This window comes from Sphingomonas sp. FARSPH (assembly GCF_003355005.1).
Taxonomy (GTDB): Bacteria; Pseudomonadota; Alphaproteobacteria; order Sphingomonadales; family Sphingomonadaceae; genus Sphingomonas.
Genome location: NZ_CP029985.1, coordinates 3,105,286 through 3,130,801, shown reverse-complemented (window position 1 = coordinate 3,130,801; position 25,516 = coordinate 3,105,286). Strand labels below are relative to the sequence as shown.

Here is a 25,516-nt window from a genome sequence, read left to right as displayed (position 1 = left end):
GCGCGCAGGCGATTTCGAAGTGGGAGGATTGTGTCCGTGAACGAGCGTATTCCGCACGCGGGTCTCGACCGTCAGGATATCGAGACGCGCGCCGATCTCCATTGGAACATGGTGACCGCGCGACTGGTCGAAGCCGCCGTCGCCCGCAATGAAGGCAAGCTCAGCGCCGACGGCCCGCTGGTGGTCGAGACCGGCGCACACACCGGTCGCAGCGCGCAGGACAAGTTCATCGTCCGCGACGCCGAGACCGACGCGACCGTATGGTGGGGCAAGACCAACCGCGCGATGACGCCCGAATCGTTCGCTACGCTCAAGGCCGATTTCCTGGCCGCGCTGCGCGACAAGGAAGACCTGTTCGTGCAGGACCTGTACGGCGGATCGCAGCCCGAGCATCGCGTCCGCGTGCGCGTCATCAACGAGCTAGCCTGGCACAATCTGTTCATCCGCACGATGCTCGTCCGGCCGGAGGAGCATGAGCTCAAGGGTTTCGACCCCGAATATACGATCATCGACCTGCCCAGCTTCCGCGCCGATCCTGCGCGTCACGGCTGCCGCAGCGAGACGGTGATCGCCGTCAATTTCACCGAGAAGCTGATCCTGATCGGCGGCACGCGTTATGCCGGCGAGATGAAGAAGTCGGTGTTCGGCATCCTCAACTATCTGCTGCCGACGACGGGGGTGATGCCGATGCATTGCTCCGCGAACATGGGCGCGGACGGGTCGACCGCGGTGTTCTTCGGCCTGTCGGGAACCGGCAAGACGACGCTGTCGGCGGACCCGCAGCGCACGCTGATCGGCGACGACGAACACGGCTGGTCCGACACCGCGGTCTTCAATTTCGAGGGCGGCTGCTACGCCAAGATGATCCGCCTGTCGCCGGAAGCGGAGCCGGAGATTTTCGCGACGACGAAGCGGTTCGGCACCGTGCTTGAGAACGTCGTGATGGACCCCGTCACGCGCCAGCTCGACCTCGACGACAACAGCCTCGCGGAGAACAGCCGCGGCGCCTATCCGATCGATTTCATCCCGAATGCGTCGGATGAGAATATGGGCGGCGTGCCGCGCAATATCGTGATGCTGACCGCGGACGCCTATGGCATCCTGCCCCCGATCGCGAAGCTGACCCCCGACCAGGCGATGTACCATTTCCTGTCGGGATATACCGCGCGCGTCGCGGGCACCGAGATCGGCGTGACCGAACCGGATGCAACCTTCTCCACCTGCTTCGGCGCGCCGTTCATGCCGCGGCACCCGTCGGTCTACGGCAACCTCCTCAAGGAGCGGATCGCCAAGGGCGGCGTAGACTGCTGGCTGGTCAACACCGGCTGGACCGGCGGCAAGTACGGCGTCGGCCATCGCATGCCGATCAAGGCGACGCGCGCGCTGCTCAATGCGGCGCTCGACGGATCGCTGAAAGATGCCGAATTCCGCACCGATCCCAATTTCGGCTTCAAGGTGCCGGTGGCGGTGCCGGGCGTCGATCCTGCGATCCTCGATCCGCGCGCGACCTGGGCGGACAAGGCAGCCTATGACGCCGCAGCGGCGAAGCTGGTCGACCTGTTCGTGGAGAATTTCGCGCAATTCGCCGACCACGTCGACGACGGCGTCCGCCAGGCCGCACCGCGGAGCACGGAGGCTGCGTGAATCGCGCGGGGCGTCACCCGGGCCATGAGGTCAGGGTGACGCCTCGCGAAATACCAGCCCGTCATTGCTTCGCTACGCTCGCAATGACGGCGACCCATCCGGCTCGCAGCTAGCGACAGTCCCAGCTGATTTTGCTCCCCAAGCGATCAGGCCTTCGCCGCGTCGGGCCGCTGGAAGAACTGGTCGATCACCTCGCGCGCCAGCCGCGCGGGGCGCAGCGTTTCCGCGTCGAGGCAGCACCAGCTCGACTTGACTTCCGCCAGCACCTCCTCGCCGCGGCGGATCACCGTGTCGTAGAAGGCGCGCGCGCCCTGCACCTTTTCCAGCAGCACCGTCGCGATGACGTCGTCGCCGAGGAAGGTCGGCTTGCGATAGGTGATCTCGTGCTTCAGCGCGACCCACAGGTGTGACGCCACCGCATCCGCGGGCGCAAGCTTCTGCCAGTGGCTGACCACCGCCTCTTGCACCCATTTCAGGTAGCTGGCGTTGTTGACGTGACCCATGAAGTCGATGTCCGCGGGGTCTACGCCGATCGGCACGTCGAAGGGGATGCTGTCGCTCACGCCGTGAATATAGCATCGCAACGATGGCATTACAGCGACAATCCGACGGAATGCGCCGGACCGAGGCGCGCGTCAGTCGTCCGCTGGCTCGACGATCGCGATGCCGTCGCGGATCGCCGCGATACGCACGCGTGCACCCGGCTCGGCAGGGGTGCCCCGCGCGGGCCAGCTGCCATCGCCGACCTTGATCCGGCCGCCATCCGCGCGGATCGCCGTTTCCACGACGACCACCTGCCCGATCATCCGCGCGCTGCGGTCATTGAGCTGCGGGTCACTCGTCTCGACTGGATAATCGCGATACCAGCGCCGGCCGATCAGCACCGACACGATGCTCCACGCCGCGAATGCGCCGACCTGCGCCTCGACCGGCAGGCCGGGCAGCGCCAGCAGCGTCAATCCGACGATGCCCGCCGCCACCGCGAGAAAGACCGCGAAGATGCCGGGGATCATCAGTTCGGCGATCCCCAGCGCCAGCGCCGCGATCAGCCACGCGCCCGCCGCGCCGCCGACCTCGTCGAGACTCACGGCTTGGGCAGCTCGAACGGCCCGCGCTTCGGTTCGGCGGGCGAGGGCGCGCTCTTGCCAAGCGCCTCCTTGGCGAGCTCGCCGATGCCGCCCAGCGTGCCGATCAGGTTGGTCGCCTCGACCGGGAACAGGATCGTCTTGGCATTGGGGCTGGTCGCGAACTTGCCCACCGCCTCGACGTATTTCTGCGCGACGAAATAGTTGATCGCCTGCGTGCCGCCGGTCGCGATCGCGTCGGAGACGACCTGTGTCGCCTTGGCTTCGGCTTCCGCCGCCCGCTCGCGCGCCTCCGCATCGCGATAGGCCGATTCGCGGCGGCCTTCGGCTTCCAGGATGCGCGCCTGCTTCTGCCCCTCGGCGCGCAGGATCTCGCTGGCGCGCGTACCCTCCGCCTCCAGGATGTTGGCGCGCTTCTCGCGTTCCGCCTTCATCTGGCGGCCCATCGCGGACACGATGTCGGCGGGCGGACGGATGTCCTTGATCTCGACGCGCGTGATCTTGACGCCCCACGGCACCGTCGCATGATCGACCACCGACAACAGTCGCGCGTTGATCTCGTCGCGCTTCGACAGCGTCTCGTCGAGGTCCATCGATCCCATGACGGTGCGCAGGTTGGTCGTCGTCAGCTGGAGCAGCGCGACGTAGAGGTCCGACACTTCGTACGCCGCCTTCGCCGCGTCGAGCACCTGAAAGAAGACGACGCCGTCGGTCGATATGATCGCATTGTCCTTGGTGATGATCTCCTGCCCCGGAATGTCGATCACCTGTTCCATCATGTTCACCTTGCGGCCGACGCGATAGAAGAAGGCGGGGTAGAAATTGAAGCCCGGCGCCGCGGTCGTCGTGTAACGCCCGAAATGCTCGATCGTATATTGATACCCCTGCCGCACGATCTTGACGCTGGTCATCAGGTAGAACAGCACCAACACCAGAGCGAATGCTGCGATGGTAATCCCCATGTCGGCCCTCCCGGGCACGCCGACGATCCCGTGTCGTTGCCCGATCCCGCTATAGCATCGCTTGGCCGCGCCCCGTAAGGGCCCGTCGCATCCGCGTCCGACGCGCCATGTCGCAGCGCAGCGTCCCCCACTAGCTAAACGCGCGATCCGCGGTTACATGGCCCGCCACTTCCCCATTGCCCTGCGAGGAACGGCACCTTGGATATCCGGCTCGGCCTCACCTTCGACGACGTCCTGCTCGTGCCGCAGGAGTCCGACATCCTGCCGAGCAGCGCGGACACGCGGACCCAGGTGACGCGCGGCATCGCGCTCAACATTCCCGTCATCTCGTCTGCGATGGATACCGTGACGGAGGCCGACATGGCGATCGTCATGGCGCAGCTCGGCGGGATCGGCGTGCTCCACCGCAATCTGACGATCGAGGAACAGGTCGCCGCCGTACGCCAGGTCAAGCGCTTCGAATCGGGCATGGTCGTCAACCCGATCACGATCGCGCCGACCGCGACGCTCGCCGAGGCGCAGGCGCTGATGGCCAACCACCGGATCAGCGGCATTCCCGTGGTCGAGGCGGACGGCAAGCTCGTCGGCATCCTCACCAATCGCGACGTCCGCTTCGCCGGCAACCCGAAGCAGCCCGTCGCCGAACTGATGACCCACGACAATCTTGCCACCGTATCGACCGACGTCGGGCAGGAAGAGGCGCGCCGCCTGCTGCACCAGCGGCGCATCGAGAAGCTGCTGGTCGTCGATGCGGCGTATCGTTGCGTCGGCCTCATCACCGTCAAGGACATCGAGAAGGCGGTCACCTATCCCGACGCGACCAAAGATGCCGCCGGTCGCCTGCGCGTCGCCGCGGCGACGACGGTCGGCGACAAGGGGTTCGAGCGGACCGAGGCTTTGGTCGACGCCGAATGCGACCTGATCGTCATCGACACCGCGCATGGTCACAATCGCGACGTCGCGCGCGCGGTGGAGCGCGTGAAGAAGCTGAGCAATTCGGTGCAGGTCGTCGCCGGCAACGTCGCCACCGCCGCCGCGACGCGTGCGCTGGTCGATGCGGGCGCGGACGGAATCAAGGTCGGCATCGGTCCGGGCTCTATCTGTACGACGCGCGTCGTCGCGGGCGTCGGCGTGCCGCAGCTGACCGCGGTGATGGATTGCGCGGAAGAGGCGGCGAAGTCGGGCGTCCCGGTGATCGCGGACGGCGGCCTGCGCACGTCGGGCGACCTCGCCAAGGCGCTGGCGGCAGGCGCATCGACCTGCATGGTCGGCTCACTGCTCGCCGGCACCGAGGAAGCGCCGGGCGAGACGTTCCTGTACCAGGGCCGCGCGTACAAATCCTATCGCGGCATGGGATCGGTCGGGGCGATGGGCCGCGGGTCGGCGGATCGGTATTTCCAGGGCGACATCAAGGATCAGATGAAGCTGGTGCCCGAAGGCATCGAGGGCCAGGTCGCCTACAAGGGCCCGGCGCGCGACGTCATCCACCAGCTGGTCGGCGGCATCAAGGCGGCGATGGGCTATACCGGCTCCGCGACGATCGCCGATCTCAAGGATCGCGCGCAATTCGTGCAGATCACCGGCGCGGGGCTGAAGGAAAGCCATGTCCACGATGTGACGATCACGCGCGAGGCGCCGAACTACCCGACGCGATGACGGGCTCACGATGACACCGGCGGCCCGCAGCCAGGCGGCGATCGACATCCTCGATGCCGTGATCGATGCCGCGCGGGGTGGCGGCGCGGCGGCCGATACGATCGTCGCGCGCTATTTCGCGACGCGGCGCTATGCCGGATCGAAGGATCGGCGTGCGGTGCGCGAGCTCGTCTATGCCGCGATCCGCCGCGCGGGCGAAATTCCCGCCAGCGGCCGCGCCGCGCTGATCGGGCTTGCCGCGGACGACGATGCGATCGCCGCGACCTTCGACGGCTCCGATCGTGGGCCCGCGGTGATCGATCCGGGCGAGCCCGTCGCGGCGGCGGGTGCGATGCCCGCGTGGCTAGGCGCGGCGCTGGCGGTGTCCGGCGTGACAGCGTCCGATCAGGCGGCGCTGGTCGGGCGCGCGCCGCTCGACGTGCGCGTCAATCGTCTGAAGGCGGATGTCGCGGAGATTGCCGCGCAGACGGGGGGCGAGGCGATTCCGGGCCTTCCCGACGCCTTGCGCCTGTCCGCGGGGACCAACGTCGAACCGCTCGCCGGCGCCGTCGAGGTGCAGGATGCGGGCAGCCAGATAGTCAGCCTCGCCGCACGGGCGATGCCTGGCCAGCGGATCGTCGACCTGTGCGCAGGCGGCGGCGGCAAGACGCTGGCGCTCGCGGCGGCGATGGACAATCGCGGCGAACTGATCGCGACCGACGTCGACCGCGCGCGCCTGTCGCGGCTCGCGCCGCGCGCGGAAAAGGCCGGCGTGACGATCGCACAGCCCGTCCTGCTCGATGCCGGCCGCGAGGCGGCGGTGCTGTCGGCGTGGGAAGGCAGCGCGGACACGGTGCTGGTCGATGCGCCCTGTTCCGGCACGGGCACGTGGCGGCGCAACCCGGAGGCGCGCTGGCGGCTGACACCGCAGCGGCTCGACCGCTTCGTGCAGCAGCAGCGCCACGTCATGGGCCTTGCCGCGCCGCTGGTCAGGCCCGGCGGCGCGCTCGTCTATATCGTCTGCTCACTGCTCGACGCGGAGGGCGCGGCGCAGGTCGAGGCGTTCCTTCAGCATTTCCCCGATTGGCGCGCCGAGCCGCTTTCGCTGCCCGCTGGGCAACCGCGGGGGCAGGGGCTGCGGCTCGATCCCGCGCACGACGGCACCGACGGCTTTTTTGTCGCGCGGCTGATCCGGCTTTGCTAGCTTCGGGGGCGTGCCCCCTGTGGAGACCTTCATGCGCGTGACCTCCGTCGCCATCGCCGCCACGCTGACCCTGGTGTGCGTGTCGACCTCGCTGCACGGCCAGCGCCCCGACGACCAGATCGACGCCCGCTCGCTGCAATTGCTCAGCGAGGGCAAGGCGGCAAAGGCCGCGGGCAACCTCGACGCCGCCACCGACCTGCTCGAAACCGCGCTCGCGGTCGATCCGCGGAACCGGCAGGCCTATGTCGTGCTCGCGGAGACGTCCGATGCGCGCGGGCTGCCCGGCAAGGCGATCCGCCTGTACCGCGAGGCGCTGTCGCTCGAACCCAACGATGTCGCCGCCCTGCAGGGCGAGGGGCAGGCGCTGGTGGCAAAGGGCGCGGTGTCGCTCGCGAAAGCGAATCTCGCCAAGATCCGCACGCTGTGCAAGGGCGCCTGCCCGGAGGCGACACAGCTTGCTTCCGCGATCGCCAAGGGTCCGCCGGTCACCACCGCGCAGACCGACGCGAAGCCGGTCGCCGCGAAGGACTGACCGCGCCGGGCGGAAGCCGCGGTTACGCTGCGCCCCGCGCGTCGATCGCGCGCCCGATGGCGACGAATTCGGCCACGGTCAGCGTCTCGGCACGGCGCGACACGTCGATGTCGACCGCCTCTGCCGCCGCCAGCGCGCCCGGTACGCCCTTCAGGCTCTGCCGCAGCATCTTGCGACGCTGGCCGAACGCCGCGCCCGTCACCTTTTCCAGCACCGCGACATCGACGCCCACCGGCGGCTCCGCAGGGGTGATGTGGACGACCGCCGACATCACCTTGGGCGGCGGCGTGAAGGCGGACCGGTGGACCGGCATCGCGATCCGCGCGGCGCTGCGCCATTGCGCGAGCACGGCGAGCCGGCCGTAGGCGTCGCTGCCCGGCGCCGCGACGATCCGCTCCGCCACTTCCTTCTGGAACATCAGCGTCAGCGACTGCCACCACGGCTGCCATGCGCCGGTCAGCCAGCCGACGAGCAGCGCGGTCCCGACATTATAGGGCAGGTTCGACACGATATGCGGCCGACCGGTGAACAGTGCGGGCGCATCGATCGCCAGTGCATCGCCCTCGATCAGGCGCAACCGCCCCGGAAATGCCGCGCCGAGTTCCTCCAGCGCCGGAATGCAGCGCCGGTCGCGCTCGATCGCGGTGACGTGCGCGCCCGAGAGCAGCAGCGCACGCGTCAGGCCGCCCGGACCCGGCCCGACCTCCAGCACCTCCGCGCCGTCGAGATTGCCGGGCACCGCCGCGATGCGCGCGAGCAGCTGGCCGTCGAACAGGAAATTCTGGCCCAGCGCCTTGCTCGCCGACAATCCGTATCTGGCGATGACCTCGCGCAAGGGGGGGAGGGGACCTCCGACGGGGTCGAGGCTCACGCGACTGCCGGGAAGCGGCGCTCGGCGATCTGCCCGGCCATCGCGATGGCCGCGATCATCGCGCCGGGATGTGCGGTGTCGCGCCCCGCAAGACCGAACGCCGTGCCGTGGTCGGGCGATGTCCGCACGATCGGCAGGCCGAGCGTGACGTTGACGCCCTCGTCGAAATGCAGCGTCTTGATCGGCACCAAAGCCTGGTCGTGATAGGCGCAGATCACCACGTCATAGGCAGCGCGCGCGCGGGCGTGAAACAGGGTGTCAGCCGCGAACGGCCCGGTCGCGTCGATGCCCTCGCTGCGTAATTGCGCGATGGCGGGGGCGATCACCTCGATCTCCTCGCGGCCGATCGCGCCGCTTTCGCCGGCGTGCGGGTTGAGCCCCGCAAAGGCGAGGCGGGGCCCCTTCACCCCGAAACCGTCGCGCAGGTCGTGTGCGGTGACACGTGCGCGCGACACGATCAGGTCGATCGTGAGCAGCCGCGCGACCTCGGCGATCGGCACGTGCGTGGTGACCGGAACGACGCGCAGCGACGGCCCAGCCAGCATCATCACCGCATCCTCCTCCGCCACGCCGCAGCGATCGGCGACGAATTCGGTCTGGCCGGGATGGTTGAAGCCGATGCCGTACAATTGCGCCTTGGACACCGGACCCGTGACGAGCGCACGCGCCGCGCCCTCGCGCACCAACCGCGTCGCCAGCTCCAGCGCATCGAACGCCGCGTGCGCGCCATCGATGTCGGGCGCGCCGGGTACGATGTCGCCGGCGTCCCGCGCGGGGAGGACCGGCAGCGCGCGGTCGAACACCGCCATCGCCTCGTCGGCGTCGGCGACGGTCGCGATCGGCCCGTCCCACACCTGCGCGATCGCGCGACGATCGCCCACCGCCATGAACGAGGGCAGGCGACGCACGCCGCGCACCGCCCAGCTCTTGCCGATGATCTCCGGCCCGACACCGGCGGGATCGCCCAGCGACACCGCGAGCGGGGCCTGCGCTCTGTCCACTCCGGTGCCCCCTCCCGTCGTCGACCGGGCGTCCATGTCAGCGATACTCGATGACCGCGTCGCGGCGCAGGTCGCGCAACTTGCTCTGCGCGCGCAGGTTGACGCGTTGCTGCTCCAACTGGCCCTGGATCTGGTTCGCGCTCGGCAGGTTGTTCTGCTGCGGATCGTCGCGGCCGCACAGCACCAGCGAGCGCACGCCGTCCTGCGGCGATCCGAACGGCGGTGTCGCCTGGCCGACCTGAAGCCCGAGCAGGATCTGCTGGAGCCGCGGATCGGGGACGCTGCGCACCGGCACCGAATCATTGTCGACGACTTCGGCGCCGACGCTCGCGGCGATCTTCTCGACGCTGCCGCAGCCCTGGATTTTCTTCAGCGCCTCTGCGAATGTACCGGCGCGCGCCTGCGCCTGCGCCATCGTCGTGTTGGCGGGGAAGTGGATCGTCAGCTGCTTCAGGCTGAGCCGCGCATCGCGCGGGTCGGCCGCGCCGACGGTGCGCTTGTCGATCAGGTAGAGGATCGAGAAGCCGCCGGGCGTCGCGATCGGGCCCGCGACCTGCCCGACCTGCATCTGTTGCGCGGCCTCGGCCAGCGGCTGCGGCAGCGTCGCGAGACGCAGCCAGCCGAGATCGCCGCCGACCGCCTTGGTCGAGGCTTCGGAATAGCTTTTCGCGTAGAATTCGAAGGGCTGCTGCCCCTTCTGCAATTCGCCGATGATCTGGCGCGCGTTCGCCGCAATCTGTTCGCGATTGGCGTCGTTGGCGCTCAGATAGATTTCCTGGAGGTGATATTCCTCCGCGCCCTTGGCGGCTTGAAGCCGGTCGATGATCGCCTTCACCTCTTCGTCACCGACGTTGACGAACGGTTCGACCTTGCGGCGCAGGTAGCGGCTCCAGGCCAGCTCGCCCTCGATCGCGCGGCGCAGCGAGCGTTCGGACGATCCCGCCTTGCGCAGTTCGACGCGGAACTGCTCCGGCGTCTTGCCCGCGCGCTTGGCGACGCCGGCGATGCTCTGATCGATCTCTGCCGCCGTCACAGTGATGTCGGCGGACTTGGCTTCCTGGATTTCCAGCGTCTCGTCGATCAGCTGGCGCAGGATCTGCAATTTGATCTGGTCGAGCTGTTCGGGCGGCGGCTTGGCCGCGCCGTTGGTCAGCAGCGTCAGTGCCAGACGCTGGTCGACGTCCGTCCCCGTGATGACGTAATCGTTGACGATCGCGGTCGGCTTACGGACGTTGGGGTCGAGCTTGCCGAAAATCTGCAGGTTGGCCGGGATGTCGAGCGCGGTGTCGGGCGTTCTCTGGTCCTGCACGGTCTGCGCCACCGCACTGCCGGTCATCGCCGTCAGCGCCACCCAGCCCATGATCCGGCCCAGCCGGGCCGCCGGTCGAATTCGATGCGTCACGTGTTCCCGTTATCCTACAGCTGGGCGCGCCCGTTCGCGCGCCGTGATCCGCCCCATGCCCATGGCCGGCTGAATGCGGGCTTAGCGGCCGATGTTCTTCAACGCCAGCGTCAACAGGAAGGCGTTGCCGCCGCGCGCATCGCCGGTGTCCTGGTACGTCCGCCGCCACGTCAGGCCGAGGCGAAGGCATTCGTCCTCATATTGCACGCCCAGCCGGTGCCGCACGGGCGAGAATCCGTCCGCCAGCGACAGCGGGTCTTCCGCTTTATCGGTCAGGTCGATGACGGTCGACCCGAACGCGGACCAGAAGCGCGTGAACTGCACCCGCCCGCCCAGGCGAAGTTCCTCGCGATCCTGCAGATCCTCGATGCTGGGGGTGATATTGCGATTGAGCCGGAGATAGCCGACGAGCACGTACGTGCTGCGCGAGCCGACCGTCGCGTCCAGCTCGTTGCGGCGCACCGCGAAACTGTCCTTGTCGAGGCGGTAGCGATGGGTGATCGACACGAAATCGTGGATACGCAGCACGGTCCGTCCGACGATGTCCGAAAAGCGATCGGACAGGCCGGTGCCCTGCGGCAGGATGGTCGGCCGTTCCGACAGGCGATAGCTCTGGCCGATCACCGCGTCGAACGACACGCCCGGCACGTTGACCATCCACTGCGCGCCATAGGTCACGCGGCTGGTATCCTCGAACCGGTCGTAGCCCGCGAAGCGATTGAGCGCGAACAGGTTCGAATCCTCCAGGTCGATCGCGCGCGCGTCCTCGTTGGGAACCTCCAGGTTCGCGACCTTGGGCGAAGCGACGATCTGCACCCGCGGCGTCAGCACCTGCGTCCCGCCCAGAAAACTGCCGACGAACGGCCATTTGACGTCGGCGGCGACCGCCGCGATCGCGCGACCGTGAAATCCGTCGAGCCCGCGATAGCTGGCGACCGTCGTGCTATCGATGTTGCTGGTGTTGTACACGTCGGCGCGGGCATAGCCGGTCAGCGTCACTTCCTGACCCCAGTTGGTCAGGCGCCGCAGGTCCCATTGACCCGACACGAACGCGCGCTGCGTATCCTGGCCCTCCGGCCGCGAGATCGCGAGCGTGTTGCCCTGCAGCTGCAGCTTGCCGCCCAGCACGTCGAGCCGCTGACGGTAATCGATCGCGGGCAACGCGATCGCCTGGCGCCCCTGGATGTCGCCGACGCGCAGCGTCTGCACGTACCAGCCGGTGATCGCGAAATAGCTGTTCGCGTCGATATGCTCGAGCGACGCTGTCGTGCGCAGCCGGTCGTCGCGCGAGATGTCGTAGCGACGCAGGAACGTCGGGTCGGTCGTCAGCCGCAGCGAGCCGCTCGCCGTCCAGTCGGGCGACAGCTGATACCGGGCAACACCGTCCAGATAGCCGCGGAACGCGCGCTCGGTCTGGGTCGGGTTATTGGTGATGAGATCGTCGCTGCGCCGGCTCTCGGTGGCATAGCCGGTGATGCGGAACGCGCCCGTCTGACCCAGCGCCTCATATTGTGCCTGCATCATCGGCACTTCGCTGGAGAAGATGTGCGGCGTCAGCGTCAGCCCCTTGTTGGGGGCGAGCTTGACGTAATAGGGCGCGATCAGTTCCAGTCCGTTCGACTGGCTGACCTGGAAATCGGGCATCAGCAGCCCGCTTTCCGACCCGCCGCCGACGGGCGTCGAAAAGGCGGGCAGCGGCAGCGCGGGCAGGCCGAACAGGTGGAACGAACCGCCGCCGTAATACAGCCGCTGGCGATCGGGGCGATAGGTGATGCGCACCGCCGTGATCTTCCACGACGGCTCTTTCGGGCATCCCGCCGCGGTTTCGACGGCGCACGGCGTATAGGCTGCGGTCTGCAGTTCGACGACGCCGTTCGCGTCGCGCGTGCCCTTTTGCGCGGCGAGCCGGCCGCCACGGTTGAGCACGATCAGCATGTTGTCGACGACGCCGTCCTTCAGCGAATCGGTCAGTTCGATCGAATCGCCGTACGCAGTGTCTCCCTGCGGGTTGGTGACCGCGATGTTGCCGGTCGCGGTGACGCGGCCTGTCTTGCGGTTCCAGACGACGCGATCGGCGCGCAGCCGCTCCGTCTCGCGGTACATGCGCACCGCACCCGTCGCGGTGACGATGTCGGTGTTGGTGTCATATTCCAGCGCGTCGGCGCTGAAGCGGATCTGGTCCTCGCCCTCCGCCGGCGGCGGCACGGGCTGGGCCAGCGCCGGGTCCGACAGCGGTGCGGGGGCGACGGGCCGGTCGCCCAGCGACTGCGCGGCGGCGGGCGCGGCAACGAGGACGAGCGGCAGCGCACAGCCGGCGAGAAGGTGCAGACGCGACACGACGATGTGAACTCACCCTTTTACCAGCGCGGATGCGCACCGCCCTGATCGGTGTCGCAACGCCCGCCTATCGCATCACCCGCGCGACCCTGCAATCGTTGTGCTCGCGGCCAGCCGGTCCTAGATCACGCGCTCAACGATAAGAGACAGGATTGGTTCGCATGGACGTTCGTTTTGCCCCCGCCGTCGCGCCCGACGCCGCCGTCGTCGCGGTCCCCGTTGCCAAGGGTGGCGGACTGCCCGACCGTGACGGCGCCGGCGCGCTGATCGCCGCCGCCGCGAAGGCGGCGCGGTTCGAAGGCGAATCGGGCGCATTGGTCGACCTGTTCGTGCCGTCGGCCGGCGGCGCGCGCCGCCTGCTGCTCGTCGGCACCGGGGAAGGCGGCGAGGCGGACTGGCAAAAGGCGGGCGGCGCGCTCGTCGCGAAGCTGCTGACCTCCGGCGTCACCGACCTGACGATCGACGTGACCGGCACCGGCGCGTCGGCGGCGGCGGTCTCCGCGCTGGCCGCGACCGCGGCGCAGCGTGCGTGGCGATACGACATTTATCGCACCAAACTGCCCGAAAAGCAGAAGCCGACGCTGGCCGTCGTCACCATCGCCGGCGCACTGCAGGGCGTCGATGCCGCCTGGGGGGATGCCGCAGCGGTGACCGCGGGCATGGCGCTGACCCGCACGCTCGTCACGCTGCCGCCCAACATCCTCTACCCGGAAAGCTTCGTCGACCACGTCCGCAAGGAAACCGACGGCCTCGGTCTCGACATCACCGTGCTGGACGAGGCGGCGATGCGCGAACTCGGCATGGGCTCGCTGCTCGGCGTCAGCCAGGGTTCGGTGCGCGACGGCCGCATCCTCGCGATGAAGTGGAACGGCGGCGGCGAGGGCGCGCCGACGATCGCCTTCGTCGGCAAGGGCGTCACCTTCGACACCGGCGGCATCTCGATCAAGCCCGCCGCCGGTATGGAAGACATGAAGTGGGACATGGGCGGCGCGGGCGCGGTCGCCGGCGTCATGAAGGCGCTGGCGCTGCGCAAGGCGAAGGTCAATGTCGTCGGCGTCTGCGGCCTCGTCGAGAACATGCCCGACGGCAATGCGCAGCGGCCCGGCGACGTCGTGACGTCGATGTCCGGCCAGACGATCGAGGTCATCAACACCGACGCGGAAGGGCGGCTGGTGCTTGCGGACGCGATCACCTGGACGCAGGCGACGTTCAAGCCGACGACGCTGATCGATCTCGCCACGCTGACGGGCGCGATGATCATCAGCCTGGGTCACGAACATGCCGGCCTGTTCACCAACGACGATACGCTGGGCGAGCAGTTGCTGGCGGCGGGTCGCGACAGCGGCGACAAACTGTGGCGCCTGCCGATGTCGGACGCCTATGACAAGCTGATCGACAGCCCGATCGCGGACATGAAGAACGTGGGGCCGCGCGGCGCGGGATCGATCACCGCGGCGCAGTTCATCAAGCGCTTCATCGACGACGGCGTGAAGTGGGCGCACCTCGACATCGCCGGCACCGTCTGGGCGGACAAGCCGGGCAGCCACCACGACAAGGGCGCGACCGGGTACGGCGTGCGGCTGCTCGACCGGTTCGTCGCGGCGAACTTCGAGCGTTGATGCAGGTCGATTTCTACCATTTGACCACGACGCCGCTCGACCGCGCGCTGCCGCAGATCGCCGAAAAGGTGGTCGCGAGCGGCGCGCGGTTGCTCATCGTCGCCGACGATGCGGAGCAGCGCGCGCACCTCGACCGATTGCTGTGGAGCTACACGCTGGACAGCTTCCTGCCGCACGCGCTGGCGGGCACCGGCGACGATGCCCGCCAGCCGGTTCTGATCGCGGCGACGCCCGATGCCGCGAACGGCGCCCGCCACATCGCACTGGTCGACGGCCGCTGGCGCATGGAGGCGCTGGGGTTCGAGCGCGCGTTCCATTTCTTCGCGGATGACCATATCGAGGCCGCGCGCGGCGCCTGGCGCGGCCTTGCCGAGACGGACGGGGTCGAGCGCCGCTACTGGAAGCAGAGCGACGCGGGGCGCTGGGAACGCGCCGCCTGATCGCGATTGTTGCCAAGTCCCGCGACGGCCACTAGGGCGGCGCCACTTCCCAACGACCGCCCAACCACAGGAGCTCCGTGACCATCATGGCCGCGAACCGTACCTTCTCGATCATCAAGCCCGACGCCACCCGCCGCAACCTGACCGGCGCGGTCACCAAGATGCTGGAGGATGCCGGCCTGCGCGTCGTCGCGTCGAAGCGCATCCACATGACCCGCGAGCAGGCCGAGGGCTTCTACGCGGTGCACAAGGAGCGTCCGTTCTTCAACGACCTCGTCGAATTCATGATCTCCGGCCCCGTCGTCGTGCAGGTGCTCGAGGGCGAAAACGCGATGCAACGCAACCGCGACATCATGGGCGCGACCAACCCCGCCAACGCCGAGCCGGGCACGATCCGTAAGGAACTGGCCGAATCGATCGAGGCGAACACCGTCCACGGTTCGGATTCGGACGAGAATGCCGAGATCGAGATCGCCTATTTCTTCAAGCCTGAAGAGATCGTTGGCTGATCCGGGGCTGATGGCCGAATGGCGGCTGCGGCGTGCGTCCCCGGAGGATGCGCCCGCGGTCGCGCTCGTCGCGCAGGCCAGCTTCCTCGAAACTTTCGCGGGCGTGCTGGCCGGACCGGACATCCTTGCGCATCTCTCCGCCAAGAGCAGTATCGCGCGCTTCGCCGCGTGGAGCGCGGATCCGGCAAGCGTCCTGACGATCGCGGAACACGCCATCGGCCACGCGCCGGTCGGCTATAGCTTGCTGACCCCGCCCGAAGAGGTAGGCGAAACGCGCCCCGGGGACATCGAGCTGCGCCGCATCTACACCTTGTCGACCACCCGCGGCACCGGCCTCGGCAACGCGCTGATGGCGCGCGCGATCGACGATGCGCGGGCGCTGGGCGCGACGCGCATGCTGCTCGGCGTCTTCGCGGGCAACGCGCGGGCGCGCGCCTTCTACGAACGGCAGGGGTTCGCAGTCGTCGCGGAACGCCGCTTCAAGGTCGGCGATACCTGGTGCGGCGACCGCGTCTACGCACGCGACCTCTGATACTCAGCTCGGCCGCTCGTCAATCAAGCCGCGCTGCGTGCCAGGCTAGCTGGTCCGCCATGAAGGTCGAGACGAACAGATAGCTGTGGTCATACCTCGGCTGCATCCGCAGCGTCAGGTCGATCCCCGCCTGTTCGCACGCCGCCGCGAGCAGATGCGGTTTCAACTGCTCGGTGAGAAACTGGTCCGCATCGCCCTGATCGACCAGCAGCGCCGGCACACGCGCGCCATCCTCGATCAGCGCGACCGCATCGTGCCGCCGCCACGCCGCACGGTCCGGCCCCAGATAACCGCCCAGCGCCTTTTCCCCCCACGGCACCTGTCCGGGCGCGACGATCGGCGCGAAGGCGGACACCGCCTTGTACCGGTCGGGATGGGTCAGCCCGATCGTCAGCGCGCCGTGGCCGCCCATCGAATGGCCCATGATCGACTGGCGCGCCATATCCGCCGGAAAGGCACCGCCGATCAGCGCGGGCAGTTCCCCGGTGACATACGACCACATGCGATAATGCGCCGCATAGGGCGCCTCGGTCGCATCGACGTAGAAGCCGGCGCCCAGCCCGAAGTCATAAGCGCCGGCGGGATCGTCGGCGACGCCGTCCCCGCGCGGGCTGGTATCCGGCGCGACGAAGATCAGGCCGTGCTCGGCGCAGGCGCGCCGATACTCGCCCTTGTCGGTGACGTTGGCGTGCGTGCAGGTCAGGCCCGACAGATACCAGACGACGGGCATCGTCGCGCCCGGCGCATGGTCGGGCACGAACACCGAAAACGTCATGTCCGTGCCCGTCGCCGCACTCGCGTGGCGATAGACGCCCTGCGTCCCGCCATGCGAGCGGGCGGTCGAAACCGTGTCCATCAGCGCGGTTCGCGGAATGCCGCGCACACCTTGTTGCCTGCGGGATCGCGCAGATAGGCGAGATACAGGCCGCCGAAGGGCGTCTCGCGCCAGCCGGGCGGGTCCTCGCAGGCGGTGCCCCCATGGGCGAGCCCCGCGGCATGCCACGCGTCGATCGCGGCGGTGTCCTTCGCGCGGAAGCCGATCGTGCCGCCGTTGGCATGGCACGCGGGATTGCCGTCGATCGGCCGCGTCAGCATGAACAGCGCACCGCCACTGGCGTACAGCACGCGCCCCTTGTCGTCGCCGCGGCCGGGCGCCGTTCCAAGCGCGCCGAGCGCGGCATCGTAGAACGCCTTCGACGCATCCAGATCGTTCGCGCCAAGCATCACATGACTGAACATCTATGTCCTCCCCGTTTAGTAGATTACGACGCTGCGGATCGATTCGCCCGCATGCATCAGGTCGAAGCCCGTGTTGATTTCATCGAGCGACAGGCGATGCGTGATCATCGGATCGATCTCGATCAGACCGTTCATATACCAGTCGACGATCTTGGGCGTATCGGTCCGCCCGCGCGCCCCGCCAAACGCGGTGCCGCGCCAGTTGCGCCCGGTGACCAGCTGGAAGGGGCGCGTCGCGATCTCCTTGCCCGCTTCGGCGACGCCGATGATGATCGACGTACCCCAGCCGCGGTGGCACGCCTCGAGCGCGGTGCGCATCACCTCCGTGTTGCCGGTCGCGTCGAAGGTATAGTCCGCGCCGCCGTCGGTCAGCGCGAGCAGCGCCGCGATCGTCTCCTCGCGCGACAAGCCACTGGAATTCAGGAAGTGCGTCATGCCGAAACGGCGGCCCCATTCCTCACGGTCGGGATTGATGTCGACGCCGATGATCCGCGATGCGCCCGCGAGCTTGGCACCCTGGATAACGTTGAGCCCGATGCCGCCGAGGCCGAAGACGACGATATTCTCTCCCGGCTGGACCTTGGCGGTGTTGACCACCGCGCCGACGCCGGTGGTGACGCCGCACCCGACGTAGCAGGTGGTGTCGAACGGCGCGTCCTCGCGGATCTTCGCGACCGCGATCTCGGGCAGCACGGTGAAGTTCGAGAAGGTCGAACAGCCCATGTAATGGAAGATCGGCTGCCCCTTGTAGCTGAAGCGCGTCGTGCCGTCGGGCATCAGCCCCTTGCCCTGCGTCGCGCGGATCGCGGTGCACAGGTTGGTCTTCTGGCTGAGGCACGACTTACACTGGCGGCATTCGGGCGTGTACAGCGGGATGACGTGGTCGCCGATCGCGACGCTGGTCACGCCCGCGCCGACCTCGCGCACGATGCCGCATCCCTCGTGGCCGAGCACGCTCGGGAACAGCCCCTCGCTGTCGAGGCCATCGAGCGTGTAGGCGTCGGTGTGGCAGATGCCCGTCGCCTTGATCTCGACCAGCACCTCGCCTGCCTTCGGGCCTTCGAGGTCGAGTTCGACGATCTCCAGCGGCTGTTTCGCCTCGAACGCGACGGCGGCACGGGTCTTCATCCTGGGGCTCCGGTCCATGAACTGTGCCGCCCGGTTAGGCCGCGTCCGCCGCGCTCGCAACCCGCCGCTTGCGCGGCAAAGGGTTGATCGCGGCGCGGACGCTGCTAGTCGCATTTGAAACGATATTTTTGGAGAGGTGGCGTTTTGACACCCGATTTCGATTTCGCGCTGGGCGAAGCCGCGGACATGATCCGCGAAAGCACGCGGCGTTTCGCGACCGACCGGATCGCGCCGCTCGCGGCGAAGATCGACGCCGACGACTGGTTCCCCCGCGATGAGCTGTGGCCCGCGATGGGCGAGCTCGGCCTGCACGGCATCACCGTCGAGGAGGCGGACGGCGGCCTCGGCCTCGGCTATCTCGAACATGTCATCGCAGTCGAGGAGGTGTCGCGCGCGTCCGGCTCGATCGGCCTCAGTTACGGCGCGCATTCGAACCTGTGCGTCAACCAGATCCGCCGCTGGGCGAACCCGGAGCAGAAGGCGAAATATCTGCCCAAGCTGATCTCCGGCGAGCATGTCGGCAGCCTCGCGATGTCGGAAGCAAATGCCGGGTCCGACGTCGTCTCGATGAAGCTGCGCGCGCGCGAAACCGATCGCGGCTGGGTGCTCGACGGCACGAAATTCTGGATCACCAACGCGGCCTATGCCGACACGCTCATCGTCTACGCCAAGACGGGCGAGGGGAGCCGCGGCATCACCGCCTTCCTGATCGAAAAGGACATGCCCGGTTTCTCGATCGGGCAGAAGATCGACAAGATGGGCATGCGCGGCTCGCCGACCGCGGAGCTGGTCTTCGACGGCTGCGAAGTGCCGCATGAGAACGTCATGGGGCCGCTCAATGGCGGCGTCGGCGTGCTGATGAGCGGGCTCGATTACGAGCGCGCGGTGCTCGCCGCGATCCAGCTCGGCATCATGCAGGCGTGCCTCGACGTCGTCATTCCCTATGTCCGCGAGCGCAAGCAGTTCGGTCAGCCGATTGGCCAGTTCCAGCTGATGCAGGCCAAAGTCGCCGACATGTACGTCGCGCTCAATTCGGCGCGCGCCTATGTCTATGCGGTGGCGAAGAGCTGCGACGCGGGCAAGACGACGCGCTTCGACGCGGCGGGCGCGATCCTCTACGCAAGCGAGAATGCGGTGAAGGTGTCGTTGGAAGCTATCCAGGCGCTCGGCGGCGCGGGCTATACCAAGGACTGGCCCGTCGAACGCTTCATGCGCGACGCCAAATTGCTCGACATCGGCGCGGGTACGAACGAAATCCGCCGCATGCTGATCGGCCGCGAACTGATCGGCGCCGCGCCGAAGGTGGCGCAGTGACTGTCCCTCTCCCAACGGGAGAGGGAAGGGGCCCGCGCGCGTCAGCGCGTGGGAAGGGTGAGGGCAGCCAGCGCCCCGCCCTCACCCTTCCGGCGCTGCGCGCCTCCCTCCCTCTCCCGATGGGAGAGGGACGTTGAGCGCCCCCGTCATCACCACCACCGCCCCAGTCGACCCCGCGCTCGCCGCGCACAACCGCGCGCTCGCCGACCGCCTGCGCGCTGACGTCGCGCGTGCCGCGCTGGGCGGCAGCGACAAGGCGCGCGAGCGCCACACCAGCCGCGGCAAACTGCTGCCCCGCGACCGCGTTGAGCGCCTGCTCGATCCCGGCAGCGCGTTCCTCGAGATCGGCCAGCTTGCCGCCAACGACCTCTACGACGGCGAAGTGCCCGGCGCCGGGCTGATCGTCGGCATCGGCCGCGTGTCGAGCCGGCAGGTGATGATCGTCTGCAACGATGCGACGGTGAAGGGCGGCACCTATTACCCGCTGACCGTCAAGAAGCATCTGCGCGCGCAGGAGATCGCGCAGGAAAACCGCCTGCCGTGCATCTACCTTGTCGATTCGGGTGGCGCCAACCTGCCGCACCAGGCGGAGGTGTTTCCGGACCGCGACCACTTCGGCCGCATCTTCTTCAACCAGGCGACCATGTCGTCGCTGGGCATCCCGCAGATCGCCTGCGTCATGGGCAGCTGCACCGCGGGCGGGGCCTATGTCCCGGCGATGTCCGACGAGACGGTGATCGTGGCGGGGCAGGGGACGATCTTCCTCGCCGGCCCTCCGCTGGTGAAGGCGGCGACGGGGGAGGTGATCAGCGCCGAGGATCTCGGCGGCGCGGACACGCACGGGCGCCGCTCGGGCGTCGTCGACCATGTCGCGGAGGATGACGACCATGCGCTGACGATCGTGCGCGATATCGTCGCGACGCTGCCGCCGCAGATGCCCGCGACGGTCAACCGTGTCGATCCGCGCGACCCGCTCTATCCGATCGAGGAGCTCTACGGCCTGATCCCGCAGGACGTCCGCGCGCCATACGACGTGCACGAGGTGATCGCGCGGCTGGTCGACGGGTCGAAGTTCCACGAATTCAAGGCGCTGTACGGCGCCTCGCTGGTCTGCGGCTTCGCGCATATCCACGGACTGCCGGTCGCGATCCTCGCCAACAACGGCGTGCTGTTCAGCGAAAGCGCGCAAAAGGGCGCGCATTTCATCGAACTCGCCTGCCAGCGCCGCGTGCCTTTGCTGTTCCTCCAGAACATCTCCGGCTTCATGGTCGGTGGCAAGTATGAGGCGGAAGGCATTGCGAAACATGGCGCAAAGCTCGTCACCGCCGTCGCGACCGCCAGCGTGCCGAAGATCACGGTCCTGATCGGCGGCAGCTTCGGCGCGGGCAGTTACGGCATGTGCGGCCGCGCCTATTCGCCGCGCTTCCTGTTCACCTGGCCCAACAGCCGGATCAGCGTGATGGGCGGCGAACAGGCGGCGAGCGTGCTGGCAACGGTCCACCGCGACGCCGAGAGCTGGTCGCCCGACGAGGCGGAGGCGTTCAAGGCCCCGATCCGCGCGAAATACGAGGACGAGGGCAATCCCTGGCACGCCACCGCACGGCTGTGGGACGACGGCATCATCGACCCCGCGCAGACCCGCGACGTCCTCGCCCTGGCACTCGACGCCTGCCTCAACGCCCCCATCCCCGAAGCCCCGCGCTTCGGCGTGTTCCGGATGTGATGCGGGGCTGCGGCTTACTCCGCGCGATCCTCCCCAAGCTCCGCTTGGGGAGGGGGACCGCCGGCCGAAGGCCGGTGGTGGAGGGGCATGTGCCGCGCCGCAGCCGCCAGAATGTGTCGCAACACGGCATCCGGGTCGCGCATGACTTCCACGGCCGGAACCCGCAACGTCTCGACGCCATGCGCCGCGAGCACGCTATCGCGCCGCTCGTCCCGCTCGGGTCGATCTGCGAAATCATGTGCGCTTCCATCGACCTCGACCGCGAGTCGCGCCGCGGCGCAGTAAAAATCCAGCACATAGGGTCCCGCCGGATGCTGCCGCCGAAACTTGAGGCCTGCGGGCCGCGTCCGCAGGATGGCCCACAAAGCTGCTTCCGGCGGCGTCAGCATGCGTCGGAGCGCCCGTGCCGCCTGAACCGTCTTGCCCGGCTTGTCCAGCATCGCTTCAGCCCCTCCACCACGACGCTTCGCGTCGCGGTCCCCCTCCCCGAGCATAGCTCAGGGAGGAGTGAAAGATAGTCCATGATCCAGTCCCTCCTCATCGCCAATCGCGGCGAGATCGCCTGCCGCATCATCCGCACCGCGCGCCGGCTCGGCATCCGCACCGTCGCGGTCTATTCCGACGCCGATGCGAGCGCGCTGCACGTGCGCGAGGCGGACGAGGCGGTTCACATCGGCCCCGCCGCAGCGCGCGAAAGCTATCTCGTCGGCGACCGGATCGTCGCGGCGGCGAAGGACAGCGGCGCGCAGGCCATCCATCCCGGCTATGGCTTCCTCAGCGAGAACGCCGACTTCGCTGAAGCGGTGATCGCCGCCGGCCTCGTCTGGGTCGGCGCGCCGCCCGCGAGCATCCGCGCGATGGGGCTGAAGGACGCCGCCAAGGCGCGGATGATCGCCGCCGGCGTGCCGGTCACGCCGGGCTACCTCGGCGAGGACCAGGATGCGGCAAGGCTTGCCCGCGAAGCCGATACGATCGGCTATCCCGTGCTCATCAAGGCGGTCGCGGGCGGCGGCGGCAAGGGCATGCGCCGCGTCGACGATCCCGCCGACTTCGCGGACGCGCTGGCGAGCTGCCGCCGCGAGGCCGCCGCCTCCTTCGGCGACGACCGTGTCCTGATCGAGAAATACATCCTCTCGCCCCGCCATATCGAGGTGCAGGTGTTCGGCGATACGCACGGCCATGTCGTCCATCTGTTCGAGCGCGACTGCTCGCTGCAGCGCCGTCACCAGAAGGTGATCGAGGAAGCGCCTGCGCCCGGCATGGATGCCGCGACGCGCGCCTCGGTCTGCGACGCCGCGGTGCGCGCCGCGCAGGCGGTTGATTATGTCGGCGCGGGCACCATCGAATTCATCGCCGACGCGAGCGAGGGGCTGCGCGCCGACCGCATCTGGTTCATGGAGATGAACACGCGGTTGCAGGTCGAGCATCCCGTGACCGAGGCGATCACCGGGCAGGACCTCGTCGAATGGCAGTTGCGCGTCGCGAGCGGCGAACCCTTGCCCTGCACGCAGAGCGAGCTTGCGATCCACGGCCACGCGATCGAGGCGCGCCTCTATGCGGAGGACCCGGCGAAGGGCTTCCTGCCCTCGATCGGCCGGCTCGACGCCTTTGACCTCGGCGATCCGGCCGAAACCGGGGTGCGGATCGATACCGGGGTGGAGCAGGGGGCGAGCATCACGCCCTTCTACGACCCGATGATCGCCAAGCTGATCGCGCATGGCGAGACCCGCGAGGAGGCGCGCGAAATGCTCGCCGACACGCTGGACGAGGCGATCGTCTGGCCGCTGCGCACCAATGCCGGCTTCCTTGTCGAGGCGCTCGACCACCCGGATTTCGTCGCAGGGACCGTCGATACCGGCCTGATCGCGCGCGAGGGCGAAGCGCTGATGCCGCCCGCGCTGCCGAGCGAGGAGGCGTTGGTCGATGCCGCCGCCGCGATCGCCGGCGCCGGCGCGCTCGGCGGCTTCCGCTTGAACGCGCCCGCGCGCCGGATCGCGCGGCTCGACGTCGGCGGCGAGCGGGTCGAGGTCGACTTCACCGACGCGCCCGCCGCTACGGGGCCGGCGATCCCCCGCCTGCTTGTCTCCGAAGGCGGCCAGACGTGGCAGGTGACGCCATGGCGCGCCGCGGCCAAGGGCGCGGGCGGCAGCGCCGACGGCGTCATCCTCGCCCCCATGCCGGGCCGCGTCATCGCGGTCGACGTCGCGGCGGGGGACACGGTCGTGGCGGGGCAGAAGCTCGTCACGCTCGAGGCGATGAAGATGGAGCACAGCCTGACCGCCCCCTTCGCGGGCACGGTCGCCGCGCTCGACGCCGCGGTCGGCGGCCAGGTGACGGAGGGCGTGATGCTGGTGCGGATCGAGAAGGACGACTGATGGCGGGGCGCTTCTACGACGAATGGCGGGTCGGCGACCGGATCGCGCACGACATCCGCCGCACCGTGACGGAGACGGACAATCTGCTCTTCTCGACGATGACGCACAATCCGCAGCCGCTGCACCTCGATGCCGAGGCCGCGCGCGCCAGCGAGTTCGGGCAGATCCTCGTCAACGGCACCTTCACCTTCGCGCTGATGGTCGGCCTGTCGGTGGGCGACACGACGCTCGGCACGCTCGTCGCCAATCTCGGCTACGACAAACTGGTGATGCCCAAGCCCGTGTTCCTCGGCGACACGCTGCGCGCCGAGACGGAGGTCATGGAACTGCGCGACAGCAAGTCGCGGCCCGACGCCGGGCTGGTCACCTTTCGCCACGATATGCGCAACCAGCGCGACGAACTGGTCTGTCAGTGCCTGCGCACCGCCCTGCTGCGGCGTCGCCCGGCCTGAGCGATCAGGACGCCGTAAAGGTCAGGACTGGCGCGCCGCGGGTTTCACCGCGGCCCAGGCGCGCTCCAGCGCCGCGGCGTCGCCGCCGGTCTGACGCAGGCGGAACCCCTCCAGCGTCAGCGCGCGGCCGAAGAAGCGGCGGCCGTGCGTCCGCCAGACGATGTCGTAGATGCCCCGCGCGCTGCGCGTCCTGTCGCCATCCCAGAACCGCGTGGTGATCAGCACGGGCAGGCGGCCGGTTTGCGCATCCGGCCCGCCGTCGGTCAGTTTCAGCAGCGGCCGGCGGAATACCGCGTCGTCGATCCGCGGCTCGACCGGGCTCTGCTTGCCGACGCCGAGCGCCTTGGGAAACAGGATCGTCGTATCGGTGATGTCGTGGCGCGGGTCCTTCAGGGCGATCGTGCCGCCGTCGACGGTGCCGGCCAGTTCGACACGCGCCTGCGCCACCGCATCCTTCGCCGCGGCAGCGGCCTTGTCCGCCTGGTCCGCGCGGCGATCCGCAAAGTTGAGGTACAGCGTCAGCGCGGCGATCAGCACGCCCGCCACCGCCACGACTTCGGCGAGCGTGATCCAGCGCCGCCGCGTGCGCGCCTGATCCGCGGTTTCGCTCACCGGCCGCCCGCCTCGAGCAGCGCGGCAGGCGCGGTCAATTCCCAGCTGCGCGCGATACGGTCTTCGACCAGGGTCCAGTCCGCCTCGCCCGACAGATCGATCGCGACCCACCCCTTCGTGCCCAGATAGGCGGGGCTGGAATAGGTCGCCGGCGCCGCCTCGATCAGCATCGCTTGCTCGTCGGCGCCGCTCGTCCGCACGCAGACCACGGTGCGGCCATCGCCGTGATGGTCGTCGCGGAATTGCGCGAATTGCTTGCCCGCGACGAAGAACGTCGGCTGGCCGTGGCTTTCGCGCTCCTCGCTCTCGGGCAGGACGAGGGCGATGGCGCGGATACGGTCGATCGGGTCGGTCATCGGCTGGCGAACTCCTTCAGCACGTCCGGGTACAGGCGATGCTCGGCGAGCAGCACCCGCGCGGCGAGCGCATCGGGCGTGTCGCCGGGCAGCACCGGCACCTCCGCCTGTCCAAGCAATGCGCCGCCGTCCAGTTCCTCGGTCACGATGTGGACCGAACAGCCCGCGACCGTATCGCCCGCGGCGATCGCGCGGGCATGCGTGTCCAACCCCTTGTATTTAGGCAATAAAGACGGGTGGATGTTGACGATCCGCCCGCGCCAGCGCGCGACGAAATCGTCGGACAGCAGCCGCATGTATCCCGCCAGCGCGATCACCTCGACCCCCGCCTCGCGTAGCGCGGCGTCTATCGCGGCTTCATAGGCGGGCTTGCCGATCCCCTTCGGCGACAACGCGAAGGTCGCCAGGCCGCGCGCGCGCGCCCAGCCGAGGCCGGCGGCATCTGGCTTGTCCGACGCGACGAGCGCGACGTCGATCCCCGCTTCGACCAGCGCCATCATGTTCGATCCCCGGCCGGAGATCAGGATGCCGACGCGCTTCATCG

General features: G+C 68.7%; 26 protein-coding genes. 12 read left to right on the top strand and 14 right to left on the bottom strand.

All coding sequences use genetic code 11. The features are described 5' to 3' along the window. Positions 1-36: 36 nt before the first annotated feature. A complete protein-coding gene (locus DM480_RS14805; RefSeq protein WP_115380242.1) occupies positions 37-1,644 on the top strand; it encodes a phosphoenolpyruvate carboxykinase in 1,608 nt (535 codons plus the stop codon). Positions 1,645-1,790: 146 nt separating this feature from the next. Here the strand turns inward: DM480_RS14805 and DM480_RS14800 are convergent, their stop codons facing one another. The 3 genes from DM480_RS14800 to DM480_RS14790 are packed head-to-tail and all read right to left on the bottom strand — an operon-like array spanning position 1,791 to position 3,691. Beyond that, positions 1,791-2,237 (bottom strand): acyl-CoA thioesterase, encoded by a 447-nt coding sequence (locus tag DM480_RS14800; protein WP_443026398.1) that lies wholly within the window; start codon positions 2,235-2,237, stop codon positions 1,791-1,793. 42 nt (positions 2,238-2,279) lie between these two features. After that, positions 2,280-2,732: an NfeD family protein gene (locus DM480_RS14795; RefSeq protein WP_115380238.1), complete on the bottom strand. Its 453-nt coding sequence runs from the start codon at positions 2,730-2,732 to the stop codon at positions 2,280-2,282. Then, on the bottom strand, positions 2,729-3,691 hold the full coding sequence (locus DM480_RS14790) for an SPFH domain-containing protein (RefSeq protein ID WP_115380236.1): 963 nt from the start codon (positions 3,689-3,691) through the stop codon (positions 2,729-2,731). The genes DM480_RS14795 and DM480_RS14790 overlap by 4 nt, the downstream gene beginning before the upstream one ends. A 198-nt stretch (positions 3,692-3,889) precedes the next feature. On the opposite strand from DM480_RS14790, the gene guaB reads away from it, so the two are divergent. From guaB to DM480_RS14775, 3 genes are read left to right on the top strand one after another with little or no spacing between them, the layout of a single operon-like run. Further along, complete coding sequence (guaB, locus tag DM480_RS14785) at positions 3,890-5,347, top strand: IMP dehydrogenase (RefSeq protein WP_115380234.1); 1,458 nt, start codon at positions 3,890-3,892, stop codon at positions 5,345-5,347. Between the two features lie 10 nt (positions 5,348-5,357). Further along, positions 5,358-6,530: an RsmB/NOP family class I SAM-dependent RNA methyltransferase gene (locus DM480_RS14780; protein WP_115380232.1), complete on the top strand. Its 1,173-nt coding sequence runs from the start codon at positions 5,358-5,360 to the stop codon at positions 6,528-6,530. 31 nt (positions 6,531-6,561) lie between these two features. Then, entirely contained in the window at positions 6,562-7,062 is a 501-nt protein-coding gene (locus tag DM480_RS14775) for a tetratricopeptide repeat protein (protein ID WP_115381416.1), read from the top strand. 22 nt (positions 7,063-7,084) lie between these two features. Here the strand turns inward: DM480_RS14775 and rsmA are convergent, their stop codons facing one another. The 4 genes from rsmA to DM480_RS14755 all read right to left on the bottom strand — a co-directional run bounded on the left by rsmA (position 7,085) and on the right by DM480_RS14755 (position 12,673). Then, entirely contained in the window at positions 7,085-7,897 is an 813-nt protein-coding gene (gene rsmA, locus DM480_RS14770) for a 16S rRNA (adenine(1518)-N(6)/adenine(1519)-N(6))-dimethyltransferase RsmA (RefSeq protein WP_232834034.1), read from the bottom strand. Positions 7,898-7,929: 32 nt separating this feature from the next. Next, a complete protein-coding gene (pdxA, locus tag DM480_RS14765; RefSeq protein ID WP_232834033.1) occupies positions 7,930-8,934 on the bottom strand; it encodes a 4-hydroxythreonine-4-phosphate dehydrogenase PdxA in 1,005 nt (334 codons plus the stop codon). Between the two features lie 37 nt (positions 8,935-8,971). After that, complete coding sequence (locus DM480_RS14760) at positions 8,972-10,336, bottom strand: peptidylprolyl isomerase (RefSeq protein WP_232834032.1); 1,365 nt, start codon at positions 10,334-10,336, stop codon at positions 8,972-8,974. Between the two features lie 81 nt (positions 10,337-10,417). Continuing rightward, positions 10,418-12,673 carry an LPS-assembly protein LptD gene (locus tag DM480_RS14755; RefSeq protein WP_115380223.1) on the bottom strand — a complete coding sequence of 752 codons (2,256 nt, stop codon included), beginning with the start codon at positions 12,671-12,673 and terminating at the stop codon, positions 10,418-10,420. Positions 12,674-12,834: 161 nt separating this feature from the next. On the opposite strand from DM480_RS14755, the gene DM480_RS14750 reads away from it, so the two are divergent. The 4 genes from DM480_RS14750 (at position 12,835) to DM480_RS14735 (ending at position 15,773) form a co-directional block, all read left to right on the top strand. After that, positions 12,835-14,292 carry a leucyl aminopeptidase gene (locus DM480_RS14750; RefSeq protein ID WP_115380221.1) on the top strand — a complete coding sequence of 486 codons (1,458 nt, stop codon included), beginning with the start codon at positions 12,835-12,837 and terminating at the stop codon, positions 14,290-14,292. Then, positions 14,292-14,732: a DNA polymerase III subunit chi gene (locus DM480_RS14745; RefSeq protein ID WP_115380219.1), complete on the top strand. Its 441-nt coding sequence runs from the start codon at positions 14,292-14,294 to the stop codon at positions 14,730-14,732. The genes DM480_RS14750 and DM480_RS14745 overlap by 1 nt, the downstream gene beginning before the upstream one ends. An 86-nt stretch (positions 14,733-14,818) precedes the next feature. Continuing rightward, positions 14,819-15,241, top strand: a complete 423-nt coding sequence (ndk, locus tag DM480_RS14740; protein ID WP_115381414.1) for a nucleoside-diphosphate kinase — start codon at positions 14,819-14,821, stop codon at positions 15,239-15,241. After that, positions 15,234-15,773: a GNAT family N-acetyltransferase gene (locus DM480_RS14735; RefSeq protein WP_232834031.1), complete on the top strand. Its 540-nt coding sequence runs from the start codon at positions 15,234-15,236 to the stop codon at positions 15,771-15,773. The genes ndk and DM480_RS14735 overlap by 8 nt, the downstream gene beginning before the upstream one ends. A gap of 19 nt (positions 15,774-15,792) precedes the next feature. On the opposite strand, the gene fghA is transcribed toward DM480_RS14735, so the two are convergent. From fghA to DM480_RS14720, 3 genes are read right to left on the bottom strand one after another with little or no spacing between them, the layout of a single operon-like run. After that, positions 15,793-16,629, bottom strand: a complete 837-nt coding sequence (gene fghA / locus DM480_RS14730; protein WP_115381412.1) for an S-formylglutathione hydrolase — start codon at positions 16,627-16,629, stop codon at positions 15,793-15,795. Next, positions 16,629-17,012: a VOC family protein gene (locus DM480_RS14725; protein ID WP_115380215.1), complete on the bottom strand. Its 384-nt coding sequence runs from the start codon at positions 17,010-17,012 to the stop codon at positions 16,629-16,631. Before DM480_RS14725 ends, fghA begins: the two co-directional genes overlap by 1 nt. Before the next feature lie 15 nt (positions 17,013-17,027). Beyond that, entirely contained in the window at positions 17,028-18,140 is a 1,113-nt protein-coding gene (locus DM480_RS14720) for an S-(hydroxymethyl)glutathione dehydrogenase/class III alcohol dehydrogenase (protein WP_115380213.1), read from the bottom strand. A gap of 186 nt (positions 18,141-18,326) precedes the next feature. On the opposite strand from DM480_RS14720, the gene DM480_RS14715 reads away from it, so the two are divergent. Both DM480_RS14715 and DM480_RS14710 read left to right on the top strand, forming a co-directional pair. Beyond that, positions 18,327-19,454 (top strand): isovaleryl-CoA dehydrogenase, encoded by a 1,128-nt coding sequence (locus DM480_RS14715; protein ID WP_198665966.1) that lies wholly within the window; start codon positions 18,327-18,329, stop codon positions 19,452-19,454. Between the two features lie 133 nt (positions 19,455-19,587). Further along, positions 19,588-21,177, top strand: a complete 1,590-nt coding sequence (locus DM480_RS14710; protein WP_115380209.1) for a carboxyl transferase domain-containing protein — start codon at positions 19,588-19,590, stop codon at positions 21,175-21,177. A gap of 14 nt (positions 21,178-21,191) precedes the next feature. On the opposite strand, the gene DM480_RS14705 is transcribed toward DM480_RS14710, so the two are convergent. Beyond that, positions 21,192-21,617: an endonuclease domain-containing protein gene (locus DM480_RS14705; RefSeq protein ID WP_115381410.1), complete on the bottom strand. Its 426-nt coding sequence runs from the start codon at positions 21,615-21,617 to the stop codon at positions 21,192-21,194. A gap of 81 nt (positions 21,618-21,698) precedes the next feature. Between DM480_RS14705 and DM480_RS14700 the strand changes: the two genes are divergently transcribed. Beyond that, entirely contained in the window at positions 21,699-23,552 is a 1,854-nt protein-coding gene (locus tag DM480_RS14700; RefSeq protein ID WP_115380207.1) for an acetyl/propionyl/methylcrotonyl-CoA carboxylase subunit alpha, read from the top strand. Continuing rightward, positions 23,552-24,004 (top strand): MaoC family dehydratase, encoded by a 453-nt coding sequence (locus tag DM480_RS14695; RefSeq protein ID WP_115380205.1) that lies wholly within the window; start codon positions 23,552-23,554, stop codon positions 24,002-24,004. Before DM480_RS14700 ends, DM480_RS14695 begins: the two co-directional genes overlap by 1 nt. Positions 24,005-24,025: 21 nt before the next feature. Here the strand turns inward: DM480_RS14695 and DM480_RS14690 are convergent, their stop codons facing one another. The 3 genes from DM480_RS14690 to purN are packed head-to-tail and all read right to left on the bottom strand — an operon-like array spanning position 24,026 to position 25,514. After that, positions 24,026-24,616 carry a hypothetical protein gene (locus tag DM480_RS14690; RefSeq protein WP_115380203.1) on the bottom strand — a complete coding sequence of 197 codons (591 nt, stop codon included), beginning with the start codon at positions 24,614-24,616 and terminating at the stop codon, positions 24,026-24,028. Beyond that, the gene (locus tag DM480_RS14685) at positions 24,613-24,972 is read right to left on the bottom strand and encodes an MmcQ/YjbR family DNA-binding protein (protein WP_115380201.1); all 360 of its coding nucleotides are present in this window, start codon (positions 24,970-24,972) and stop codon (positions 24,613-24,615) included. The genes DM480_RS14690 and DM480_RS14685 overlap by 4 nt, the downstream gene beginning before the upstream one ends. Continuing rightward, positions 24,969-25,514, bottom strand: coding sequence for a phosphoribosylglycinamide formyltransferase (gene purN, locus DM480_RS14680; protein WP_115380199.1), 546 nt, complete (start codon positions 25,512-25,514; stop codon positions 24,969-24,971). The genes DM480_RS14685 and purN overlap by 4 nt, the downstream gene beginning before the upstream one ends. Positions 25,515-25,516 lie beyond the last annotated feature (2 nt).